This is a genomic window from Euzebyella marina, from assembly GCF_014855515.1.
In the GTDB taxonomy this organism is placed as follows: Bacteria; Bacteroidota; Bacteroidia; order Flavobacteriales; family Flavobacteriaceae; genus Euzebyella; species Euzebyella marina.
In genome coordinates this window covers 377593-397727 of sequence record NZ_JACYFK010000003.1, presented here as the reverse complement: position 1 = coordinate 397727, position 20135 = coordinate 377593, and the positions used below count along the sequence as shown (strand labels likewise).

The 20135-nt window shown below is 42.2% G+C and carries 19 protein-coding genes; 1 reads left to right on the top strand and 18 read right to left on the bottom strand.

All coding sequences use genetic code 11. The annotated features are described in order from the left end of the window. Positions 1-5: 5 nt before the first annotated feature. The 18 genes from IL356_RS14760 to IL356_RS14675 all read right to left on the bottom strand — a co-directional run bounded on the left by IL356_RS14760 (position 6) and on the right by IL356_RS14675 (position 17595). A complete protein-coding gene (locus IL356_RS14760; RefSeq protein WP_121848298.1) occupies positions 6-482 on the bottom strand; it encodes a YybH family protein in 477 nt (158 codons plus the stop codon). Between the two features lie 18 nt (positions 483-500). After that, complete coding sequence (locus IL356_RS14755) at positions 501-1049, bottom strand: ion channel (RefSeq protein WP_121848297.1); 549 nt, start codon at positions 1047-1049, stop codon at positions 501-503. Positions 1050-1097: 48 nt separating this feature from the next. Further along, positions 1098-1649 carry a YceI family protein gene (locus IL356_RS14750; protein ID WP_121848296.1) on the bottom strand — a complete coding sequence of 184 codons (552 nt, stop codon included), beginning with the start codon at positions 1647-1649 and terminating at the stop codon, positions 1098-1100. Further along, on the bottom strand, positions 1642-3168 hold the full coding sequence (locus tag IL356_RS14745; protein WP_121848295.1) for an FMN-binding glutamate synthase family protein: 1527 nt from the start codon (positions 3166-3168) through the stop codon (positions 1642-1644). Before IL356_RS14745 ends, IL356_RS14750 begins: the two co-directional genes overlap by 8 nt. 10 nt (positions 3169-3178) lie before the next feature. Further along, positions 3179-3853, bottom strand: a complete 675-nt coding sequence (locus IL356_RS14740) for a DUF2231 domain-containing protein (protein WP_225621510.1) — start codon at positions 3851-3853, stop codon at positions 3179-3181. Between the two features lie 322 nt (positions 3854-4175). Further along, the gene (locus tag IL356_RS14735; RefSeq protein ID WP_121848293.1) at positions 4176-4715 is read right to left on the bottom strand and encodes a hypothetical protein; all 540 of its coding nucleotides are present in this window, start codon (positions 4713-4715) and stop codon (positions 4176-4178) included. Positions 4716-4865: 150 nt separating this feature from the next. Then, positions 4866-5387, bottom strand: coding sequence for a DUF3347 domain-containing protein (locus IL356_RS14730; RefSeq protein WP_121848292.1), 522 nt, complete (start codon positions 5385-5387; stop codon positions 4866-4868). A gap of 16 nt (positions 5388-5403) precedes the next feature. After that, positions 5404-5859, bottom strand: coding sequence for a heme-binding domain-containing protein (locus tag IL356_RS14725; protein WP_240467932.1), 456 nt, complete (start codon positions 5857-5859; stop codon positions 5404-5406). Further along, positions 5860-6513, bottom strand: coding sequence for a DUF3347 domain-containing protein (locus IL356_RS14720; protein WP_121848291.1), 654 nt, complete (start codon positions 6511-6513; stop codon positions 5860-5862). It abuts the gene before it with no gap. Positions 6514-6534: 21 nt separating this feature from the next. Next, positions 6535-7008, bottom strand: a complete 474-nt coding sequence (locus IL356_RS14715) for a DUF302 domain-containing protein (RefSeq protein ID WP_121848290.1) — start codon at positions 7006-7008, stop codon at positions 6535-6537. 10 nt (positions 7009-7018) lie between these two features. Continuing rightward, positions 7019-7405 carry a DUF302 domain-containing protein gene (locus tag IL356_RS14710; RefSeq protein ID WP_121848289.1) on the bottom strand — a complete coding sequence of 129 codons (387 nt, stop codon included), beginning with the start codon at positions 7403-7405 and terminating at the stop codon, positions 7019-7021. A 4-nt stretch (positions 7406-7409) separates the two neighbouring features. Then, the gene (locus IL356_RS20155) at positions 7410-7499 is read right to left on the bottom strand and encodes an SHOCT domain-containing protein (RefSeq protein WP_225621523.1); all 90 of its coding nucleotides are present in this window, start codon (positions 7497-7499) and stop codon (positions 7410-7412) included. A 160-nt stretch (positions 7500-7659) separates the two neighbouring features. After that, the gene (locus IL356_RS14700; RefSeq protein WP_225621509.1) at positions 7660-8196 is read right to left on the bottom strand and encodes a hypothetical protein; all 537 of its coding nucleotides are present in this window, start codon (positions 8194-8196) and stop codon (positions 7660-7662) included. A 41-nt stretch (positions 8197-8237) separates the two neighbouring features. Next, positions 8238-9560 (bottom strand): APC family permease, encoded by a 1323-nt coding sequence (locus IL356_RS14695; protein ID WP_192466561.1) that lies wholly within the window; start codon positions 9558-9560, stop codon positions 8238-8240. A 3-nt stretch (positions 9561-9563) separates the two neighbouring features. Then, on the bottom strand, positions 9564-12020 hold the full coding sequence (locus tag IL356_RS14690; RefSeq protein ID WP_121848286.1) for a multicopper oxidase domain-containing protein: 2457 nt from the start codon (positions 12018-12020) through the stop codon (positions 9564-9566). A 75-nt stretch (positions 12021-12095) separates the two neighbouring features. Beyond that, complete coding sequence (locus tag IL356_RS14685; protein ID WP_121850657.1) at positions 12096-13313, bottom strand: TolC family protein; 1218 nt, start codon at positions 13311-13313, stop codon at positions 12096-12098. Further along, positions 13310-17074 carry an efflux RND transporter permease subunit gene (locus IL356_RS14680; protein ID WP_067033771.1) on the bottom strand — a complete coding sequence of 1255 codons (3765 nt, stop codon included), beginning with the start codon at positions 17072-17074 and terminating at the stop codon, positions 13310-13312. The genes IL356_RS14685 and IL356_RS14680 overlap by 4 nt, the downstream gene beginning before the upstream one ends. Positions 17075-17178: 104 nt before the next feature. Next, a complete protein-coding gene (locus IL356_RS14675) occupies positions 17179-17595 on the bottom strand; it encodes an HYC_CC_PP family protein (RefSeq protein WP_121848285.1) in 417 nt (138 codons plus the stop codon). Positions 17596-17863: 268 nt separating this feature from the next. Here IL356_RS14675 and IL356_RS14670 point away from each other — a divergent pair, with 268 nt between their 5' ends. Beyond that, positions 17864-20098: a TonB-dependent receptor family protein gene (locus IL356_RS14670; RefSeq protein WP_162987834.1), complete on the top strand. Its 2235-nt coding sequence runs from the start codon at positions 17864-17866 to the stop codon at positions 20096-20098. Positions 20099-20135 lie beyond the last annotated feature (37 nt).

Below are 20135 nucleotides of genomic sequence, written 5' to 3'. Positions count from 1 at the left end.
GGTTGTTACTTAGTATTTCTTGAAGATGAATGGGTTTTTATTATTTTCCATTTTCCATCTATTTTTTTAAGGATTGAGGTTGCTACCCCTTTTTTCTTTATGGTCCGGCTATTTCCCTTGTCGTCCGGATTGAGGACAATGGTATATACGTATGTTTCGGTAGTAAAGGCATAGGGTACATCTACCTTTACATCGATTTCATAATCTGAAAATTCAAATTTTTCAAAGTGACCCAATTCCGGTCCTAAATGATGTTCTATATAGTGGCTGTACGTACCCTCGACGCCTCCCGATTCAAAAACCTCGGAATCCTCGGTAAATAATTCGAAAGTACCATCGGTCGTTAGGTTTTGTAGGGCATCCTTATAGCTTTTCATTACTGTAAGCACTGCTTCTTTTTCTGTTTTTGCATCTTGTCCAAATAGTGGGCTCGTCGCTATTATGAGCAACATTACCACCGTAGTTAATTTTAGTGTTTTCATACTTTTAGTTTTTAAAGGTTATTTATTTACTCGAATTCTATTCACATTTGCGATACCAAAGACCAGGACGAAAAACCGCAGTGCCACTTCAAGCGCCACCAGGATTTTCGCGGGTAAGGAAATTGGGACTATATCACCATATCCTACTGATGAGAATGTTATCAAACTGAAATAGGATAAATCAAAAAATACCGACAGTCCATCATTGCCAATACTGTTGTTCATTTTAAAATGAATAGCATCCACAAACTGCAACGCTGTGTAATCTATTGCAAACGAGAAAACTATCAACACAATCAGGTATCCGAACAACACCAGTACGTGGCTCAATAGATGGCTCTGACCAATTATCTTCATTAGTTGGTTAAAGGACAAGGCTATAATGAATCCTATCTTTAGTAATGTTAAGGCCAGTAGGATAATCATAGCATAAGACCCTTCCATAGTAGGTAGCGCATACAGTTCGATTACTGAAGCAATAAGCAGCACCAATAGAACATACTTTGAGCTGTTGAAAAGCTGCCCATAAAACGCCCTTGTGGTTTCTATGTCTTTTTCTTTATCCATTCTTATTTGTTATCTGTAAAAATCTCATCATAGGTCTTTGTTTCGTTCTCATTTTTTCTTCTCAAGAAGCGCATCCACACTCAAGTCATGCTTGTCATTAACCTTTATAAATGTAAAACTGGGGCGTTCTAAATTATAATCGGTAATCAACAAGGACCAAGAAGCTTTTAACTGAATTGTTTCTTCTGAAACAAGTTTCAACTCAATAGGAATTGTTATTTCCCGTGTAACTCCCGCAAGGGTAAAATCGCCCATTGCGCTGAGCGTTTGTGCCGCTTTTTCGTCAAAATCAAAATCGTCTTTAAGCTTTCCTTCAAAAACGACATTGGGATTTTTTTCCGCTTTTACCAACTCGTACATATGTCCATCCCGTTTTTCATTGTCTGTCTTTATGGATTTTACAGGTACCGAAAAGTTCAACGCACCGTCCTTAAAATCAATGGTGCCCTGTAAATCATCAGATTTACCGATATAGGAATTAAGGGGCATTTTTGCCTTAAAGGATGCGCTTCCTTCCTTTAGTACAAAGTTTTGGGCGTTAATAGCCACGTTGCCAGAAAACAACAGTATTATTAAAAAATACATTGCATTTTTATCCATTGCTTTTTATTTTTCGACCATTCAATCCGTTTGAATATAACTCTTGGTATGTTTTTGTCCCGTTTTCATTGATTCGGCGGACAATGAACTTCTTGTCGATACCTTTTCTACTTTCAAGCCCCATTGATTTTAGCAGCTCCTTAAAAGCTTCCATGGTGTTTTTATGGTAGTTGGCTACTTTGGTCTTTTTATCTTCTACTACCAATGATGCGACCCTTGAAGGTTCCATTGTGGTGATTCCCGTAGGGCAGGTATCCAGATTGCATTTTAAGGATTGTACGCAGCCCAAGGCAAACATCATCCCTCTGGCACTATAGCAAGCATCGGCACCAAGTGCCAACATTCTATAGATATCAAAAGCTGAAATTATTTTTCCTGCCGCCATTACTTTTATTTCATCTCGCAATCCATACTTTTTAAGAATGCCGTTTGCAAAATGTACGGCTTTAATTATTGGCATTCCAGCCCAATGTAGCGATTCCATATGTGCAGCACCGGAACCACCTTCTGCGCCGTCAATGGCTACAAAATCTGGATAGTTTTGCTTTTCAGCAAAAGTGCGAACCATTCGTTCGAATTCGTCTTTCTGTCCGATGCACATTTTAATCCCTATGGGTTTTCCTCCAGACAGCTTTCTTAAATTTTGTACAAAGGCAATCATTTCCAAATCAGTACTAAATTCAGCGTGAGTTGGTGGCGATAGAATTTCGGTTCCTTTTTCTACGTCCCTGTACTTTGCGATTTCCTCGGTATTTTTTTTGGCAGGAAGAATGGCACCAAAACCGGGTTTTGCACCTTGTGAGACTTTTATCTCAATCATTTTGACCACCTCATTGGATGCGATTTCCGCAAATTTTTTAGGGTCAAAATTTCCTTCTGCATCTCGGCATCCAAAATATCCAGTGCCAAATTGAAAAATAACATCGGCTCCATATTCCTGATGGTAGGGCGTAAATCCACCTTCGCCAGTATTTTGGGCAAAGCCTGCGATTTTTGCACCGCCATTAAAAGCAAGGGTCGCATTTTTACTTATGGAACCATAGCTCATCCCTGCCAGATTTAGGATGCTTGCCGAATAGTGTTTTGAGCATTTTGAACTCCCTATGGTAACCCTAAAATCATCTTTGATTTCCTTTGCAGGATACGTGGAATGGGTAAACCATTCGCGACCAACTTCGTTATACGGAATCTGCGTTCCAAAGGGTTGGTTTTTGACTACGTCTGCGGCACGTTTATAAACAATTTCTTTCTGTATCCAATTGAAAGGTTTTCCCTCTGTTCTATTCAATAAAACCGTTTCTTGAACGACGTGACGTTGTTTTTCCAATAGATTGGTAATTCTTCCCAGCAAAGGATAGGTGCGTCTTATATTATTGGATTTTTGAAAATAGTCCTTAGTGCCGAGAAGCATAAAAGGTGCGATCAACAGCGCAAGCCACCATAAATGAGGCTTCCACATTATAAGTCCTGCAAGTACCACTAGCAGCGTTATCGACGATATTAAAAATATTCTTCTCATGCTTTATTTTTTAATGCGAATGGCTTTCTTCCTCTGGCGTTTCAGTTTCCAAATACTGGCCCTGTGGGCCAACGCCCTGAATATAAACGAGCTGAGCGCCATAATGTCCTGCTTGTGAAACGGAGAACGCCGAAAAGGCCATAACAAGGAGAACGGCTATTTCAAAACCTCGATTCAGTTTTATCCAAAAAAGGCTGATAACCTTCAATACTGCGGCCAGAGCGCTCGACCAAATGGTCCAATCTGCATATTTATCATGGTTATCCAATACTTTTTGGGCTATATCCGTAAGGCCATGGGTATGCGGGTGTACAAAAGTTCCCGCTACGTAGGCCCCAATAAAACCAGTACCAATAAGAAACAAGATAACCCAGTCCAAGTTCCTTTTAAGGACGAACAGCTGAATACCTTGGAGCAATGCCGCAAACAAAAGGAGTACGATAGGAAAATGCACCACCAACGGATGTAAATTGTCGAATTCATCCAAAGCCACCTCCTCCTTGTTTATGGGCTTTTCAGCGTGGATTTCGGTATGTTGCTGTAGTTTTTCGGACAATTCAAGAGCATAAAAGGTTCCCAAACTATTCGCCGAATATCCCGAATTGTTCCCAATGGACTCAGGGGCACTTGCATGAAGCGACATTAGGCTTAAAAGCAGTACTAAAAATGAAACTGTTTTTTTCATAATCAATCGTTTTTATGATGAACTATTCATAATCTGTAAAATAAGCGCACCTATAACAATAGTGCCTATAATGATGTAAATGGTATAGTTGAACCACTTTTTCCAACCTTGTTTCCCTGACTTTTCCGGGCCATTTTTACAACAATCTTTCATTTCAATCCTAATTCTGTTTATTGTGCCTGTCAAGGGAAGGGCGTTAAACACTAAATCAACCAAATTTCCCTTCCCATAACAGGACTTTTTCTTCATTAAAAAAATCAGGGCGGTCAGGAACTACACTAAATAACTAACCAATAAAAACACATTCCCGACCGACCCAGATTTACTTTTCCAAATTCACTTCGTTTATAAAGTTTTTTCCAATCACAAAAATTAAATAGGGCAACACGGCAAATTGTAATAGTGGCGACAGTCCCACATTAACCCATGGTACAATAGGCATTGCCTCTGCATAAGCCCAATCGCCACGTGAGGTATGCCAAATTTCTCCCAAAATTGCACCAGCACTTCCGATAAAAATCAACGGGAATATTTTATTGATACCCATTGACCTTGTCCAAAAGACATTTTTATATACCAAACCAAATCCGAAAAGCAGGATAAGCACCATCAACATATCAGCTACAGATGCGAGGGCACAAAACGATATATGTTGCCAATCGTATTCAAAACCTTCATAGAGCGGACCTTGCGCCAGCTCCCAGATAAAATTGAACGAAAACGCTATTACTGCAATACCGATGATATAGTTGTTATAATTTTTTTTGTCCCGTACCTGTTTGGCAAAATAGAGATATAGCAGAACGACCGAGGTCAGCACAATGGTTGGTACTACAAAAATGTCAAGGCTTAATGCTTCCATTTAGGTTTTGCTTACGTTAAATCTTTTTTTGCATTTTATTTTTTTAATACTCATAAAGCTGTACTCAGCAACATTCAACTATTAATACCTGAAAAGGGTAAGCATTTTAAACACTAACCATTAACTATATTCAACCTCCCCAATCAGGTTTTACTTCTCTATTACGGCCGTCACTTTTCCGCAGCTGAGCATTTTTGCCCCATAATACGGGTTGCGGATGTCTTTAATGGCGGATAACCAATACGCACCCCCGTTCAAGGCCATAGGGCAGAAATCCTTATAGATTTTCCCCGATGTAACAGTTCCTTTCAACAAGGTTTCTATTTCATTGCTCAAATCGGAAAAAGCCTTTCGCTGTCTCTCTAAATTGTCGGTAGCAGCGATTTTTTGCGAGGCCGATAATGCCGCATCGGAACCCTCGACTTTTTCAAGTGCTTCGTTCAACATTACCGCTCCCTTTTGGGCATCGCCCGAATTGGAACCGACCAAGTCATTTTTAATGTGCTCGTAATGTTCGTAGGCATTGGCGATGTTCTTGTCGTTAAATTCCAACTCGACCACTTTCATCTCCATCTTGCTATGGTCATGGTTCAGTTCTATTTTGTGCTGTGCGTAGCCCATTGTAGTCCCCAACATGAGCAGGGTTACTACACCATGTTTTAAATTCTTCATTTGTTGAATTTTTAGTTTATAAACTGTCCTTTAATTTTGAAACCCAATCGAGAACGGTTTTCCTCTTGTCCTCCGAAAGTTTTGCTTCCCTATGAATTAGTGTATAAGACCAAAGGGGCATTTCTCCATTTTCTATCTGACTTATGATCGATTTTAACTTGCTATTCTTTCTTCTGTTTGAATAATCGGCCCATTCGTTAAAATTCAATTCTTCCTTGCCATGGGTAACATGATCCTCCAAAAACCAGGCAACGGGTTGCACTTTGTTGTACCAAGGATAATCCGTGTTGTTGCTATGGCAATCGTAGCAAGAGGTCTTGATGATGTTCTCCACTTGTTTCGGCACATCGTTTACCAGCATAAAATCAGTTTTTGGTATTGTGTCGCTTTGGTTTCGGGAAGTGGAAAAAAACTGTATCCCCACAAACCCGACCAAAAGCACAAGCACTATGATTTTTACACTTTTCTTCACTTAGTTGATTTCCTTTTGTACACTACCGCAGCTCATCATTTTTGCGCCGTAATACGGATTTTTTATTTCCTTGGTAGCACTCAACCATTGCGCTCCTTTGTTGTTATTGTACATGGGGCAATAGGCCTGATAAAGTGTTCGATCTGAACCTGTGATCGCCAAAAGGTCAATGACATCTTTGCTCAAGACATCAAAATGTTCACGCTGGTGCCCGATGTCACTTTTCGCGATATGTTCTGCATGTTCGGTGGCATCTTCAATAATGTCTTTCAACTCATCTTGCTGTTCATCACTGAATTTGCTCGTATCGAGGTTCTTTAGGCTGCCTTCAAGCTTTTCCCCTGCCTTTGCGGCCCCATCTTTGTCATCGGACACAAGAGCATTCTTTAGGTCTAGGTAATTGGCAATAAGTGTTGTTGATTTTGATGCGTGCTGTGCGTTGCCCATCATTTTATCCGACGATTCCATATCGCCATGATCCATTTTGCTATGGTCTTCTTCCATTGCGCCATCCATATGACTATTGTCATCCATTTGTTCCGAATGGTGGCCGTCTTCGTCGTTGTGCTCTTTTTTAGCGTCTTTACATGAAGTAGCCGTAAGGGCTACCAATGCAATTGCCATAATACTTGTTGTTACTTTTGATTTTCTCATGATTATTGATTTTGATGTTAATTATAGTTTTACGTTTTGCTGCTCAATAGTGTCGAGCAATTTTTTCAAGATATTCTTTGTATTTTTCGCCACCTCCATTATTTCTTTTTTCTTAGCGGAAGACCAAGTGATATCGGTATTTTCTATCGACACTTCGATAATCGTGTTATGTTCCACTTCCTTAATGGTTACGTTGCACGGAAAAAGAACGCTCATTTGAACATCCTTTGAGATTAGGTTTAATGCAGTTTCTTTTTCACATACCATTAGAATGAGGTGCCGAGGTATCTTTTCCATATCTGAACTCAGATACTCTCGCACGTCAAATTCGGCAATAAGGTCAAGACCTAACTTTTTCAAGCCATTTTTTACGTTTTGTACGGTTTCCTCAAATGTCAAACTACCATACCTCCGCGTAATGCAATACGGGGTGCTCTGACTTTCTGAATAATCTTGTTGCGAGACCTGTTTGTTTTTACCCTTACTATTTTCCATTGTTCCGCTTCTAAAGTTTATCGATTACATTTTCCAATTTGGCGGTAATATCACTTGCGATTTCGGCCAATATTTCATTGTCGACGGCTTGCATCGACGCCATTGGGTTTACCGCCGCCACCTCTACATTCCCTTTCGATACTTCCTGCACGATTACATTGCAAGGCAACATAGTACCTATCTTATCTTCGGCTTCCAGTGCCTTATGGGCATAGGGCGGATTACAAGCACCAAGTATTCTGTATTTTTTGAAGTCCACGTCCAGTTTCTTCTTCAAGGTTTCCTTGACATCGATTTCGGTCAGGATGCCAAAACCTTCGTTTTTCAGTTCTTCCGTTACCCTCTCGATTACCTTTTCAAAGTCTTCGTTAAGGGTCTTGTTGAAATAATATTCCATCGTTTTAATTTTTAGAGTTAATAGTTCGTTTTTGTTCTTCGTATTCTTCTTTGGATATTTCGCCCTTGGCGAACCGGTTGTCGAGTGTTTTCATAGGGTCCTCGATATTTCTAGGGCCTCTCCTATTTTTTCCATTAAACAGGAAAAAAACCAACACCAAAATGACCGGTATCAATACCCACCACCACATCATCATAATTGTAGAATTTTAATAGTTATTTTCTGTTTTTCAATCCACCTCGGTATTCGAAGGCTTACGCTCCTTTATTTTTCATTTTTTCTTTCATCATTTTCATCATCTCTGGATTTTTTTCCATCATTTTCTGCATCATTTCTTCCATCATATCAGGATTCTCATCCATCATATTTTTCATTCTTTCCTTCATCTCTTTTTTCATCATTTCATTAATATGTATTTTTTCCATCAGCATCTTACGGCCCTTTTCGCTTTCCATCATCTTATCGAGAATTTTGGACTCCATCTTTTTCTTCATTTCTGGGTTCTTCTCCATCATCTTCTGCATATGGGACTGCATTTTTTCCTTCATCTCAGGGTTTTTATCCATCACCATTTTCATATCCCCAGATTCCATCTGCTCCATATGAGCCTTCATTAGCATCTTTTTGGATTCTTCATTTTTTCTTGCCTCACTGATGAAGTTGGTAAATTGTACAGGGTTAGAAATAATTTCTTGATAGATGGCATTTCTGTTTTCATCCACCCGCATGGTCTCGGCAGCATTGAAAGTTGATTTACAGCCTACCATCGTTGCTACTAATCCGATTGTCATTAAAATCATTTTTGTTTTCATCTTTTCATTTTTCAGGTTAATCAATCATTTGTTTTTTCTACTTTTTCATTGTTGCCATTTCTTTTTAAAAACCATTTTTCCCCGGTAAAAACGAGTATTATAAGCACGGCCGCTACAACCACCACCAACAGATCACTGGATATTTTGATCCATAAAAAAGCTCCCAGAACAATAAGATCAAGTATAATAGCGGTACCGATTATTGCAGCATTCGCTTGTATTTCTTTTCGTAGGTTTTTCAAAACACCCCAATGGATTCCAATATCCATGACCAAATAGAGTATGGCCCCTAAAGATGCAATTCTTGTCAAATCAAAAAGAACGGTCAATGCAATTGCCGAGACTACGGTATAGACAAGCATATGCTTTTGTATGCCTCCTGGCATTCCAAAATGGTTATGGGGAATCAAATCCATGTCAGTCAACATAGCCGTCATTCTTGAAACGGCAAAAACACTGGCAATAACCCCTGAAATTGTGGCAACGATGGCTATACCTACCGTAAACCAAAGCCCGTACTTGCCAAAGGCAGGTTTGGAGGCCTCCGCCAAGGAATAGTCCTTGGCCCGTATGATTTCTTCTATCGAAAGGTTGGAGGAAACCGCAAAAGCGACCAAAAGGTAGATAAGGGTACAAATGGCCAGTGAAATAATGATGGCCCTACCGACATTCTTGTTGGGATTCACAATTTCCCCACCGCTATTGGTTATGGTCGTAAAGCCTTTGTAGGCTAAAATCGACAATGCCAAAGCCCCAAGATAACTGGAGACCGGATATTCGGATAAACTGCTGGACGGGACTACTTCAGAAAAGGAGAATCCCGCAGCCCACAAACCACCTATCGCAAAAATGGAAATACCCCCTATTTTCAGGATGGCCATTACCAACGAAGATTTGCCGATGACGTTATTCCCCGAAATATTGATTAAGAAAGCCGTAATCAACAGTACAACCCCTAAAACAGGAACCCATACACTATTGTCGCCAACATCGAACATTTGTAAGGTGTACGAGCCGAAGGTACGGGCGACCAGACTCTCATTGATAACCATGGAAATAGCCATCAACAAAGCCCCGGAAGCAGTCAGTGCCCCTTTACCATAAATCTTTTTCAGATAGGTGGCAATACCCCCAGCTGATGGATAGGCATTTGATAATTTAATATAAGAATAGGCACTAAATCCCGAGATAATGGCACCCACCAAGAACGCAATAGGAAACCACTGGCCCGACAGTTCTGCTACCTGACCTAATAAAGCAAATATTCCGGCACCAATCATCACTCCCGTACCTAACGATACGGCTCCGGTTAAACTCAGGCTATTTTTTTTATATCCTTCCATCAATTAAAATCGTGCTAATAGGCCGCCACCCCAACCGTATCGGTTGTTATAGTTGCCTTGGATTGAAAAATTACGGGAAAGAATGTATGCAACCCCTACCAGCCATTGTGTTTCACTTTCAAATGAGTTGTTATTCCCTAAATCGTTGACCCACCCGAAGTCTGCTCTATATTCGTATTCGCCTTCCAGAAAAATTCTAGGAAAAATCAATAGCTCTCTGTCCAGACGTATTCTCGGACGCAGTTGATGGTCCATACTCACATCTACATTGAACCTGTAAGGCGTAAAATATTTTACACCGACCAATCCTACGGTATTGAACTCATCGTAGGAATCAGGTATTTCGGTTTCGGTGTTAACACCCACATAGAGACGTACCCAATCATTTAGGTATCTATTATAGTTAATTTCAGCTTCAAGGTTTTGGTCATAATCGAACTCTGCTCTTAAACCAAATTCATTGCGAATATTACTTGACGTTAAAAAGAGTTCATTAAAGTTTGAGCCGGCACGAGCCAATCCCCATGAATAATAATGGTCCGTTTCATCGATGAGTTTTTGAACGGGAAAATCCTTCATTCTCTCGTCCCTTGGGGTATCGTAACTGAAAACCCTTGCCATTCCGCCCATCATATGATATAAAATGTGGCAATGAAAGAACCAATCGCCATACTCTTCGTTATAGAACTCTATGACCACTTTCTGCATAGGGGGTACATTTACCGTATGCTTTAATGGGGAACGTTCGCCATTTTCGTTGATGACCCTAAAATAATGCCCGTGCAGGTGCATTGGGTGGTGCATCATCGTAAGGTTGTTGAGCGTAATCCGAGTTACTTCGCCTCCCTTGATTTTTATTTTATCGGTTTCTGAAAGGGGTACGCCGTTCATACTCCATACATAGCGCTGCATATTTCCCGTTAGGTTCAACAGTATGTCGTTTACCGGTAAATCAGCTTTGTAGGTGGTATTCTCCTTTGCCGTTAAAAAGTCGTAGTTGAAATAAGTTTTACGAGTGTCGTAATCAAATGAGGAAGTATCCTTCTGCATCTTGGGCATATTGTGATTCATATGCCCTTTCATTTTATTTGATTCTCCGTTATGGTCCATTGACATCGAGTCCATTCCTGCCCGTCCGGCAGGCGGGTTCATTCCCTTCATACCGTCCATCTTTTTGTCCATCTCCATTTGCATATGATTGTCATTCATATCCATAGGTTTTTGGTCATCCGTTTTCATCTTATCGCCCATTTTGCCTTTATTCATTGACCTCTTATCGTTCATCCCCATATTCATCTGACCGTCTTTCATATCCATCTTCATCCCATACTTCTGCATTAAAACTTCGGGCGTGTTCTTCTTTTTGTTTCCCACCATTGCAGGTGCTCCCATTTTCATATCCATTTTGGCCATTTGCTTCATCATCGCCACTTTGTCCGGTCTGTCAATCGTTTTCGCAGGATAAAGAGTTCCCTTTCCCAAACGCAATGAGGTATGCCCGGAGCCATCTTGTGCCGTTGCCGTAACTTCCAAAGTGCCGTCAGGTATGGTGACGATTACATCATAGGTTTCTGCAACGCCAAATAGAAATCGGCTTTTGGATACGGGTTGCACATCAATACCATCGCCGGAAACCACCATTGGGTTACCCCCGCCAAAATCCATCCAATAATAGGTAGAGGCCGAAGCATTGATAAAGCGAAGCCGCACCTTTTCTCCAGGCTTGAATTCGGGATATTCTGCCAATGTTTTCCCGTTGGTCAGAAATGCCGGATAGTAGATATCGGCAATATCGGCGCCTTCCATACGGTCTCTCCAAAATTTAAGTTGAGCCCCAAAAGCACCTTCTTTGATGACCCTACCCAAGGGAACCGATGTACCTTTTTTGACTTGATACCATTCGTTTCCCCTTTTTAGGTTACGCAGTACGTTCATCGGTTTTTCGTTGGTCCAGTCAGAGAGTACTACAACCAGATCTTTATCATAGTCCAAGGTTTTTTCCTTGGGCTGAATCATAATGGAACCATACACACCTTTCTGTTCTTGTAGCATCGTATGGGAATGGTACCAATATGTACCCGATTGATTGATCGGAATTCTGTATTGGAAAGTGGTTCCTGGCTCAATTGGTGGGGTAGTCAAATAGGGAACCCCATCATAAAAATTGGGGAGTATCAATCCGTGCCAGTGTACCGATGTTTCAACGTTCATTTTATTGGTTACGTTGATGATGGCCAGGTCGCCTTCGGTAAATTCCAAGACTGGTCCGGGAATACCGCCATTGATGGTCATTCCGTTGGCAGTTACCCCTCCAAGCGTTATTTTGTTATTTTCCAAAACAAGATTGTATTCCTTAACGGGTCGCCCTTCTTCCTTTCGATCCTGCCCGTTGGTCCCTACTTGGGCAACACCTGCGCATGAAATGAGAAGTACCAACAACACTGTAATTTTTCTGATCATAATTCTATTTTTTTATTTATACTAGACTATTTTATTAAATTCAATCGATACATCTTGCTCTTATCTATATTGATCTTAGCTCCTTAGATAATTGATAATGGCCGACTGCACATAGTAGCCCTTGATGGATTCGATTCGATTGATTTGAAACCTAAGCTGAAGCTCTTGAATATCGAGCACATCGTTAAAATCAATGGTTCCGGTCTCATAACTTTTGATAAGGATTTCCTCTCCGTCCTTGGCCTGTCCGATATTTTTTGTTTGTGTACTAAACCGGATTCTGGCGGCTATTCTATTATTCACGGCCTCGCTCAAAAGTGTTTCGAGTTTGTTTCTTCGTTCTTGCTTTTGGGCGGTTATTTCCTCCTGCTTTAATTTGTTCTGTTGGGAAATGGATTTGTATTTATTGTTGAATATCGGGATGGATACCGATATCATCGGCATCAAGATGTCCTTTCCGTTATCATCGAAAGACATGTTAGGCCTTTCGGCGACGGGTATGTAATCCAATCCGAAGCCAAGGTCCGGTAACGCTTCTTTTTGGTTCAAGATTTCCGATTGTTCGACCGACTCGTACAACTTGTCATACTTTAAAAGTTCGGGGTGCAGGTCAAGGCTTCCTTCTTCCGTTATCGGGTCTTGTTCGGGTACCGTAAGCCCTTCGTAAACTTCGACTTGGGTTTGTTCGTCCCTATTCAATAGATTGTTGAACAGCGTTTGTTCGGCCAGATACTCCTGTTCCAAAACTTCTTTTTGCTGAACCAGTTCGTTCTGCCGAATCTGCAAGCGCAGCACATCTACTGCGGAGGCATTACCAACTTCTACAGAGGTCAAGGCCAATCGTTCATAGGTTTCCAGCAATTCAATATTCTCGTCCAAAACGCTTTGCTTCGCCCTTATCGAGAATAATCGGTAATAGGACTGAGATACCGACAACGCCAATTTTCTTTTGACGATGACCAGCTCTTCGTATTGGGCATCGGCCAATGAACTTGCATAATTTTCACGGGCGGTAATGGTACCGAACCACGGGATCATCTGTTTTGCCGAGAACCGTGCTTTCTGTGCTCCGGTCCGTGTTTCGGGCTCGCTTACGAAAAGTCCGGCACTTACCTCCGTATTGGGCAAAGTATTGACCTCGTTCACTCTTTCGGAGGCAATATTGTACCGCAGCTCAAAAGCCTGGATTTCCGGATTGTTGAGTTCGGCCTGTTGGATAAGGCTTTCCAGTTCCTGTCCGTTCACAGAAGCGATGGATACTATTCCGATCAATATGTATAGGTATTTCTTCATTTGGACATTCTTTTTAATTGAAACTCGGCCTTCCAACTGTACAACACTGGAACAACAAATAGGGTAATCAAGGCGATAAGCATCCCCCCGAAAGAAGGGATCGCCATCGGAATCATAATATCGCTACCACGGCCGGTGGATGTCAATACCGGAAGCAGTGCCAGAATAGTGGTTGCGGTCGTCATCAAACACGGACGGATACGTTTTTCACCAGCTTCGACAACCGAATCCCTAACGGATACAAGGGAATCGGGCTTGTTTCTATCAAAAGTTTGGGTCAGGTAGGTGGCCATGACCACACCATCATCGGTTGCAATACCAAAGAGCGCAATAAACCCAACCCATACGGCAACACTCAGGTTAATGGTATGCATCTGGAAGAGGTCTCGTAGGTTTTCCCCGAAAAAGTTGAAGTTCAGGAACCAATCCTGACCATAGAACCAAATCATCAGAAAACCTCCGGCAAAGGCAACAGCAATCCCGGTAAACACCATCAATGAGGTACCTACTGAACGGAATTGGAAATAAAGAATCAAGAATATGATGGCCAATGCCAGCGGTACTACGACCGATAGCGTCTTTTCGGCACGTAGTTGGTTTTCATAGGTACCGGTAAACAAATAATTGATGCCCTTGGGAACCACCAATTCTCCATTATCTATTTTTTCTTGTATAAGGGCCTGTGCATTCTCGACCACCTCGACTTCGGCAAAACCGTCCAACTTATCGAACAGTACATAACCCACCAAAAAGGTGTCTTCGCTCTTGATGACCTGTGGTCCCTTTTCATATCGAATGGTAACCAACTCGCTCAAAGGAACCGGGCTTCCCTTGGCAACGGGAACATAAATATTCTCTAAGTCCGCTGGATTCTCTCGCAATTCCCTTGGATACCGTACTCGAACTCCATAACGCTCACGGCCTTCAACAGTTTGGGTAAGCACCATGCCGCCAACCGCTACTTGCAACACGCTTTGCACATCTTCAATGGTAATGCCGTATCGTGCCAAACGCTCCCTGTTGATATCTATAAGCAAATAAGGCTTTCCGACAATTCGATCGGCAAACACGGCTTCATCCTTGACCCCCTCGGCCTCCTTTAAAATGTCCTCCAGCTTGAGGCCAAAGGCTTCTATTTCCTTTAAATCTTGCCCTTTTACCTTGATACCCATGGGCGCACGCATGCCGGTCTGCAACATGACCAAGCGGGTTTCAATAGGTTGCAGTTTGGGCGCGGATGTAACGCCTGGAAGTTTCGTTACACGTACAATCTCGTTCCAAATATCATCGGGGGATTCAATTTCAGGCCGCCAGTTTCTAAAATATTCCCCATCATCGTCGGGAATCAAATCCTTTTGTTTAACAGAGAATGCAGAAACTATGGCAGATTCATCGTAATTTCCTTCATCATCTACAACCATGTTCGGATTGGTCACAAAGGTGCCGTCCCTGAGTTCGAAGAGGCCATCTTCATTGACCTTGAACCGTTGGCGCTCCCTGTTCTCGTTCAACATGTATTCTGGCTTGTACTGGATGACGTTCTCATACATCGACAAGGGCGCCGGATCCAATGCGGATTCGGTTCTACCGGATTTGCCGACTATCGTTGCTATTTCAGGAATACTGGCTACAGCCATATCCAGTTGCTGCAATACCCGTTTGTTCTCTTCGACACCGGCGTGCGGAAGGGAGGTAGGCATCAACAAAAACGAACCTTCGTTCAATGAAGGCATAAACTCCTTGCCCGTATTGCGCATAATCATTACTCCGAATACCACAATGGCGGTGGGTATGGAAAGAAATATCAGCTTATTCCGTAATGCCCAGCGAAGTATCCTTGTATAATAGTTCCGGAATATGGTAAAGAAGCCCAGTAGTCCGAAACATATAAGCGAAACAAAAATCAGGTTCCAAAAAATACTCTTATCAAGACCGAGAGGTCTCCAGTATTCCGCCAAAACAAAAACAATTGCAAAGGCCGAAATAATGATATTGATAAGATTGGCTCGTTCTTCGGAAAGCGAAAATCCAGTGGAAATACGTGATGCCAATTCCGGATTTTTTAGCAAGCCTACGATACCGAAGGCAATCAATATAAATCCTAATAAAAAGCCATAAGCAAGGGCTATAATCCCTAGAAGTATCAATATTCCATTAACGGCGTATCCAGTAGTTTTCTTTATGCTTTTTTTTCTAAATAGAAAGGCCGCAAATGGTGGTATCAAAAATAAGGCTACGATAATGGATGCGGTAAGCGCAAAGGTTTTTGTAAAGGCCAAGGGTCTGAAGAGTTTTCCTTCGGCCCCGATCATCGTAAATACCGGAATAAAACTGATGATGGTGGTCATCACGGCGGTCAATATGGCCCCCGACACCTCTGCGGTGGCATTGTAGACAACGGTATTAATGGGTAGGCCCTCTTCATTTTCGTCCAAATGCCGTATGACGTTTTCCGAGAGTATGACCCCTACATCCACCATGGTTCCAATGGCAATGGCTATACCCGAAAGTGCCACGATGTTTGCATCCACATTGAATAGCTTCATCGCAATAAACACCATAAGCACTGCAACCGGTAACAGTCCCGATATCAGGATGGATGCCCTTAAATTGAAGACCATGATAATGATGACCAAAATGGTAATGAATATTTCCAAGGTCAGGGCCTCGTTGAGGGTTCCGAGCGTTTCTTGAATAAGTTCGGTCCTATCATAAAAAGGAACAATGGTAAGTTGGGATGTTCTGCCATCCTCAAGTACTTTTGAGGGCAGTCCGGCACTTAAATCATTGATTTGGTCTTTGACATTATTGATGACTTCCATGGGATTGGCACCATACCGTGCGACCACTACCCCCCCGACAACTTCTGCTCCTTCCTTATCCAATATGCCGCGCCGTGTGGCCGGTCCGTAGGAAACATTTGCAATGTCCTTTAAGCGAATGGACGTGTAATCCTCAGAGGTAACGACTGCATTCTGTAGATCCTCGATGGACTTCACATACCCAAGCCCGCGAATGAGATATTCGGCCTGGTTGATTTCCAAGGTCTGTGCCCCAATATCACGATTACTTTGTTTTACAGCTTTTACCACCTGCTGTAGCCCAATACCATATTGCTTCATCAGTTCGGGATTCACATCTACCTGATATTCGAGTACATAACCCCCTATAGAGGCCACCTCTGAAACACCGCTTGCCGATGATAGGGCATATTTGACATAAAAATCCTGAATACTTCTAAGCTCCTGTAAATCCCAGCCGCCTGTGACATTTCCTTTCTCATCGCGTCCCTCCAAAGTGTACCAGTAGATTTGTCCAAGTCCTGTGGCATCCGGCCCCAATGCAGGGTTGACCCCGTCGGGCAGTAAACCGCTCGGTAAGGAGTTCAATTTTTCAAGGATTCGACTGCGGCTCCAATAGAACTCGATATCCTCTTCAAATATGATATAGATACTTGAAAATCCGAACATGGAGGAGCTACGGATGGTCCTAACCCCTGGTATTCCCAAGAGTGAGGTTGTCAATGGATAGGTAATTTGATCCTCGATATCTTGTGGGGAACGACCGTCCCATTTGGTAAAAACAATCTGCTGGTTTTCCCCGATGTCAGGTATGGCATCTACGGCAACAGGGTTTCTTGGTAATGAGCCAGTGCTCCACTCGAAAGGGGCGTTTACGGTTCCCCAGCCTACAAAAAGGACTAGGAGCAAAACGGCTACCAATTTATTTTCGATAAGGAATTTGATGCTTTTATTCAGCATGGTATTGATGATTAAGTAATTAGAAGTGCTGGCCGGAAACCAACGAAAACAGGATAAGCCCTAAACTGCTATCAGTCGGGCTGTAAAATGCTATTACTTAAAAATCAAATGAGGAAAATCTGATCTAGGATCTGTATATCCTTGACCAAAAGTGGAGGGGGGTAATCACTAAACGGGACTATGTTTTCAGGTAGTCCTTCGTAAAGATTAAGATAGGTGTAGATGAAGCTGGCAACAAACTGTTGTTGTTCAAAGCTTAATTTTTCAAACGATACTTTTAAGTCGTTCTGGCCATCAACGGTAAGGACTTCATCGCTACAGCAATCGGCTTTGACCAAATTGAACTCTGGTAACTCTGCTGTCTCCTGAACTTCCATGTCGCAAGATTCTGCATGGCCCATGAAAGAATAATCAACCAGAACATCCCCACAATAGTGTTGCGCAACCGAAAAAGAGAAGGTTGAGAACAGCACTAATAGTGCCATGGTAAAAGACGTTATTTTATGAAAAATACTTTTCATGAGTTTTGCAAAGCTACAAAAATTTTAACATGGGGATTTCGTTTAACAAAATTTTAGAACTAAAATTAGTCGGATTCTATGATATGCAAAGCTAATTGTTTGCCTTTTGAAAATAAATGACAATTATCATAACTAAAGCATAAAGCAGTTAAGTTATAGGCATACCGAAATTAGAAAATTATTTAGAATCTTTCTCAATAAGATTGTGTCAAATCAAAAAATGTACTACGTTTGCACTTTATTTTTATTCAATCTAAATAAGTATAATATGCGATGGCTTTTAACTGTATTTTCAACAATGCTCCTGACGGCGAATTTAGGGTTATCCCAGGAAAGCAATGATGGCAAAGATTCAACTGCCCTGAAAACGGAAATCCTAAACGAGGTCATAGTCAATGGAAGTGCAATTCTAGGGAGTAAATTTGAAGCCATGAACAGAACGGGTTCCGCAAATTATATATCGGCGAAAGAACTCCAAAAATTCAGTTATAACGATATTAACAGGATATTGAGAAACGTACCCGGGGTCAACATATACGAGGAGGACGGTTTTGGATTACGGCCCAATATCAGTTTGAGGGGTACCTCCCCAGAACGTAGTGCAAAAATCAATCTTATGGAAGATGGGGTACTTATAGCCCCCGCCCCCTACAGTGCCCCTGCCGCATATTATTTCCCCACCATCGGAAGGATGCAGGCCGTGGAAGTATTGAAGGGAAGTAGTCAGGTCCAGTACGGGCCAAATACTACGGGTGGCGCTATCAATATGATCTCTACCCGGATACCGGACCGGTTTACGGGAAGAGCGACCTTATCGGCCGGTAACTTCAATTCAAAAAATACACAGATCGTAATAGGCGATAGTTTTAAGAACTTCGGATTCGTAAGCGAATACTATAACTACAATTCAGACGGTTTTAAAAATATTGACGGAGGGGGAAATACGGGTTTTGATAAATCGGACTATTTGGCAAAGTTTCGAATGAATACCGATGAAGGTGCCAAAGTCTATCAATCCCTTCTCTTTAAAATCCAATTTTCCGAAGAAAGGGCCAATGAAACCTATTTAGGGTTGACCGATGCCGATTTCAATGAAAATCCGTATCGCAGACACAGGGCATCCTCGGAAGATGTGATGGACGCGGAGCACCAACAATACCAATTAACACATTTTCTTAAACTTTCCCAGGCCCTGTCCATTACCACCACGGGATATGTGAACAAGTTTAAGCGCAACTGGTATAAATTGGACGATGTAAATCTTGGGGAGCGTGTTGGCATAAACAATGTGCTCGCAGATCCGGAAACCTATGCCATGGAATATAATTCCCTGTTGGGAAACACGGATACCCCGGAAGATGTGTTCGGCATAAAAGCGAATAACAGGAGGTATACCTCCCAAGGAATACAGTCCATAGCCCGCTTGCGCTGGGGCGCTGATTGGCTGCAAAGTCTGGAGTTGGGTATTCGCTACCATGAGGATGAGGAGGATAGGTTTCAATGGGTAGACAGGTATGGTTTTCAGAACAATGAACTAATACGCACAACGGTTGGCATCAAAGGGGCGGATGCCAACCGTATCAGCAACGCGAAGGCAGTTGCTGCACATACCCTGTACAAACTAAATTTGGGCAGGTTTACATTGACCCCGGGTATTCGATACGAGAATATTACGTTGGGCAGGATAAATTACGGTACCAACGATGCAACGAGATCGAGTACGGACCTTTCCGAACGTGAGAACCAAGTGGATGTTTGGATACCGGGAATAGGGGCAAATTATACCTTTACCGAAAATCTTTCCGTTTTTGGCGGGGTGCACAAAGGGTTTTCCCCTCCCGGCAATACCGAAGGCCAAGATGCGGAAAGAAGTATTAATTATGAATTGGGCACCCGTTTTAATTATCGCGGAATTCAGGGCGAAGTGGTAGGTTACTATAATGACTATCAAAACTTGTTGGGGAGCGACCTAGCGGCTACAGGTGGTACGGGCAGCTTGGACCAATTCAACGCTGGCGAGGTCAGGGTCAGCGGTGTAGAAGTATCGTTGAACTATAACCTTTTGAACAACAGCTCGGAAAAGGTCCGCTTACCGTTAACGTTTAACTATACCTTGACCGATACCGAGTTCCTTAGTTCATTTGACAGTGCCAACGCTATATTCGGGGAAGTCTCGGTTGGTGATGAAATACCCTATATCGCCAAGAACCAGTTCAATTTGAACCTTGGCCTAAAGCACAAAAAATTTGCTGTCGACCTGGGCGCACGCTATATCGATGCATTCAGGACACAAGCAGGAACAGGGACCATTCCCACAAATTTAAGGGTGGATTCCAATTTTGTCGTTGACATGTCGGGACGCTATTTCTACAATAGTCATTTTACCTTTTCCTTCAATATCATTAACTTGTTTGACACCACCTATGCGGTTTCAAGGGTTCCTGCCGGACTACGGCCTGGGCATCCATTCGGGGTTAATTTTTCAATAACCTATGGCCTTTAAAAGGAAGAATCATAATTTTTAGACCATGTCAATTGAA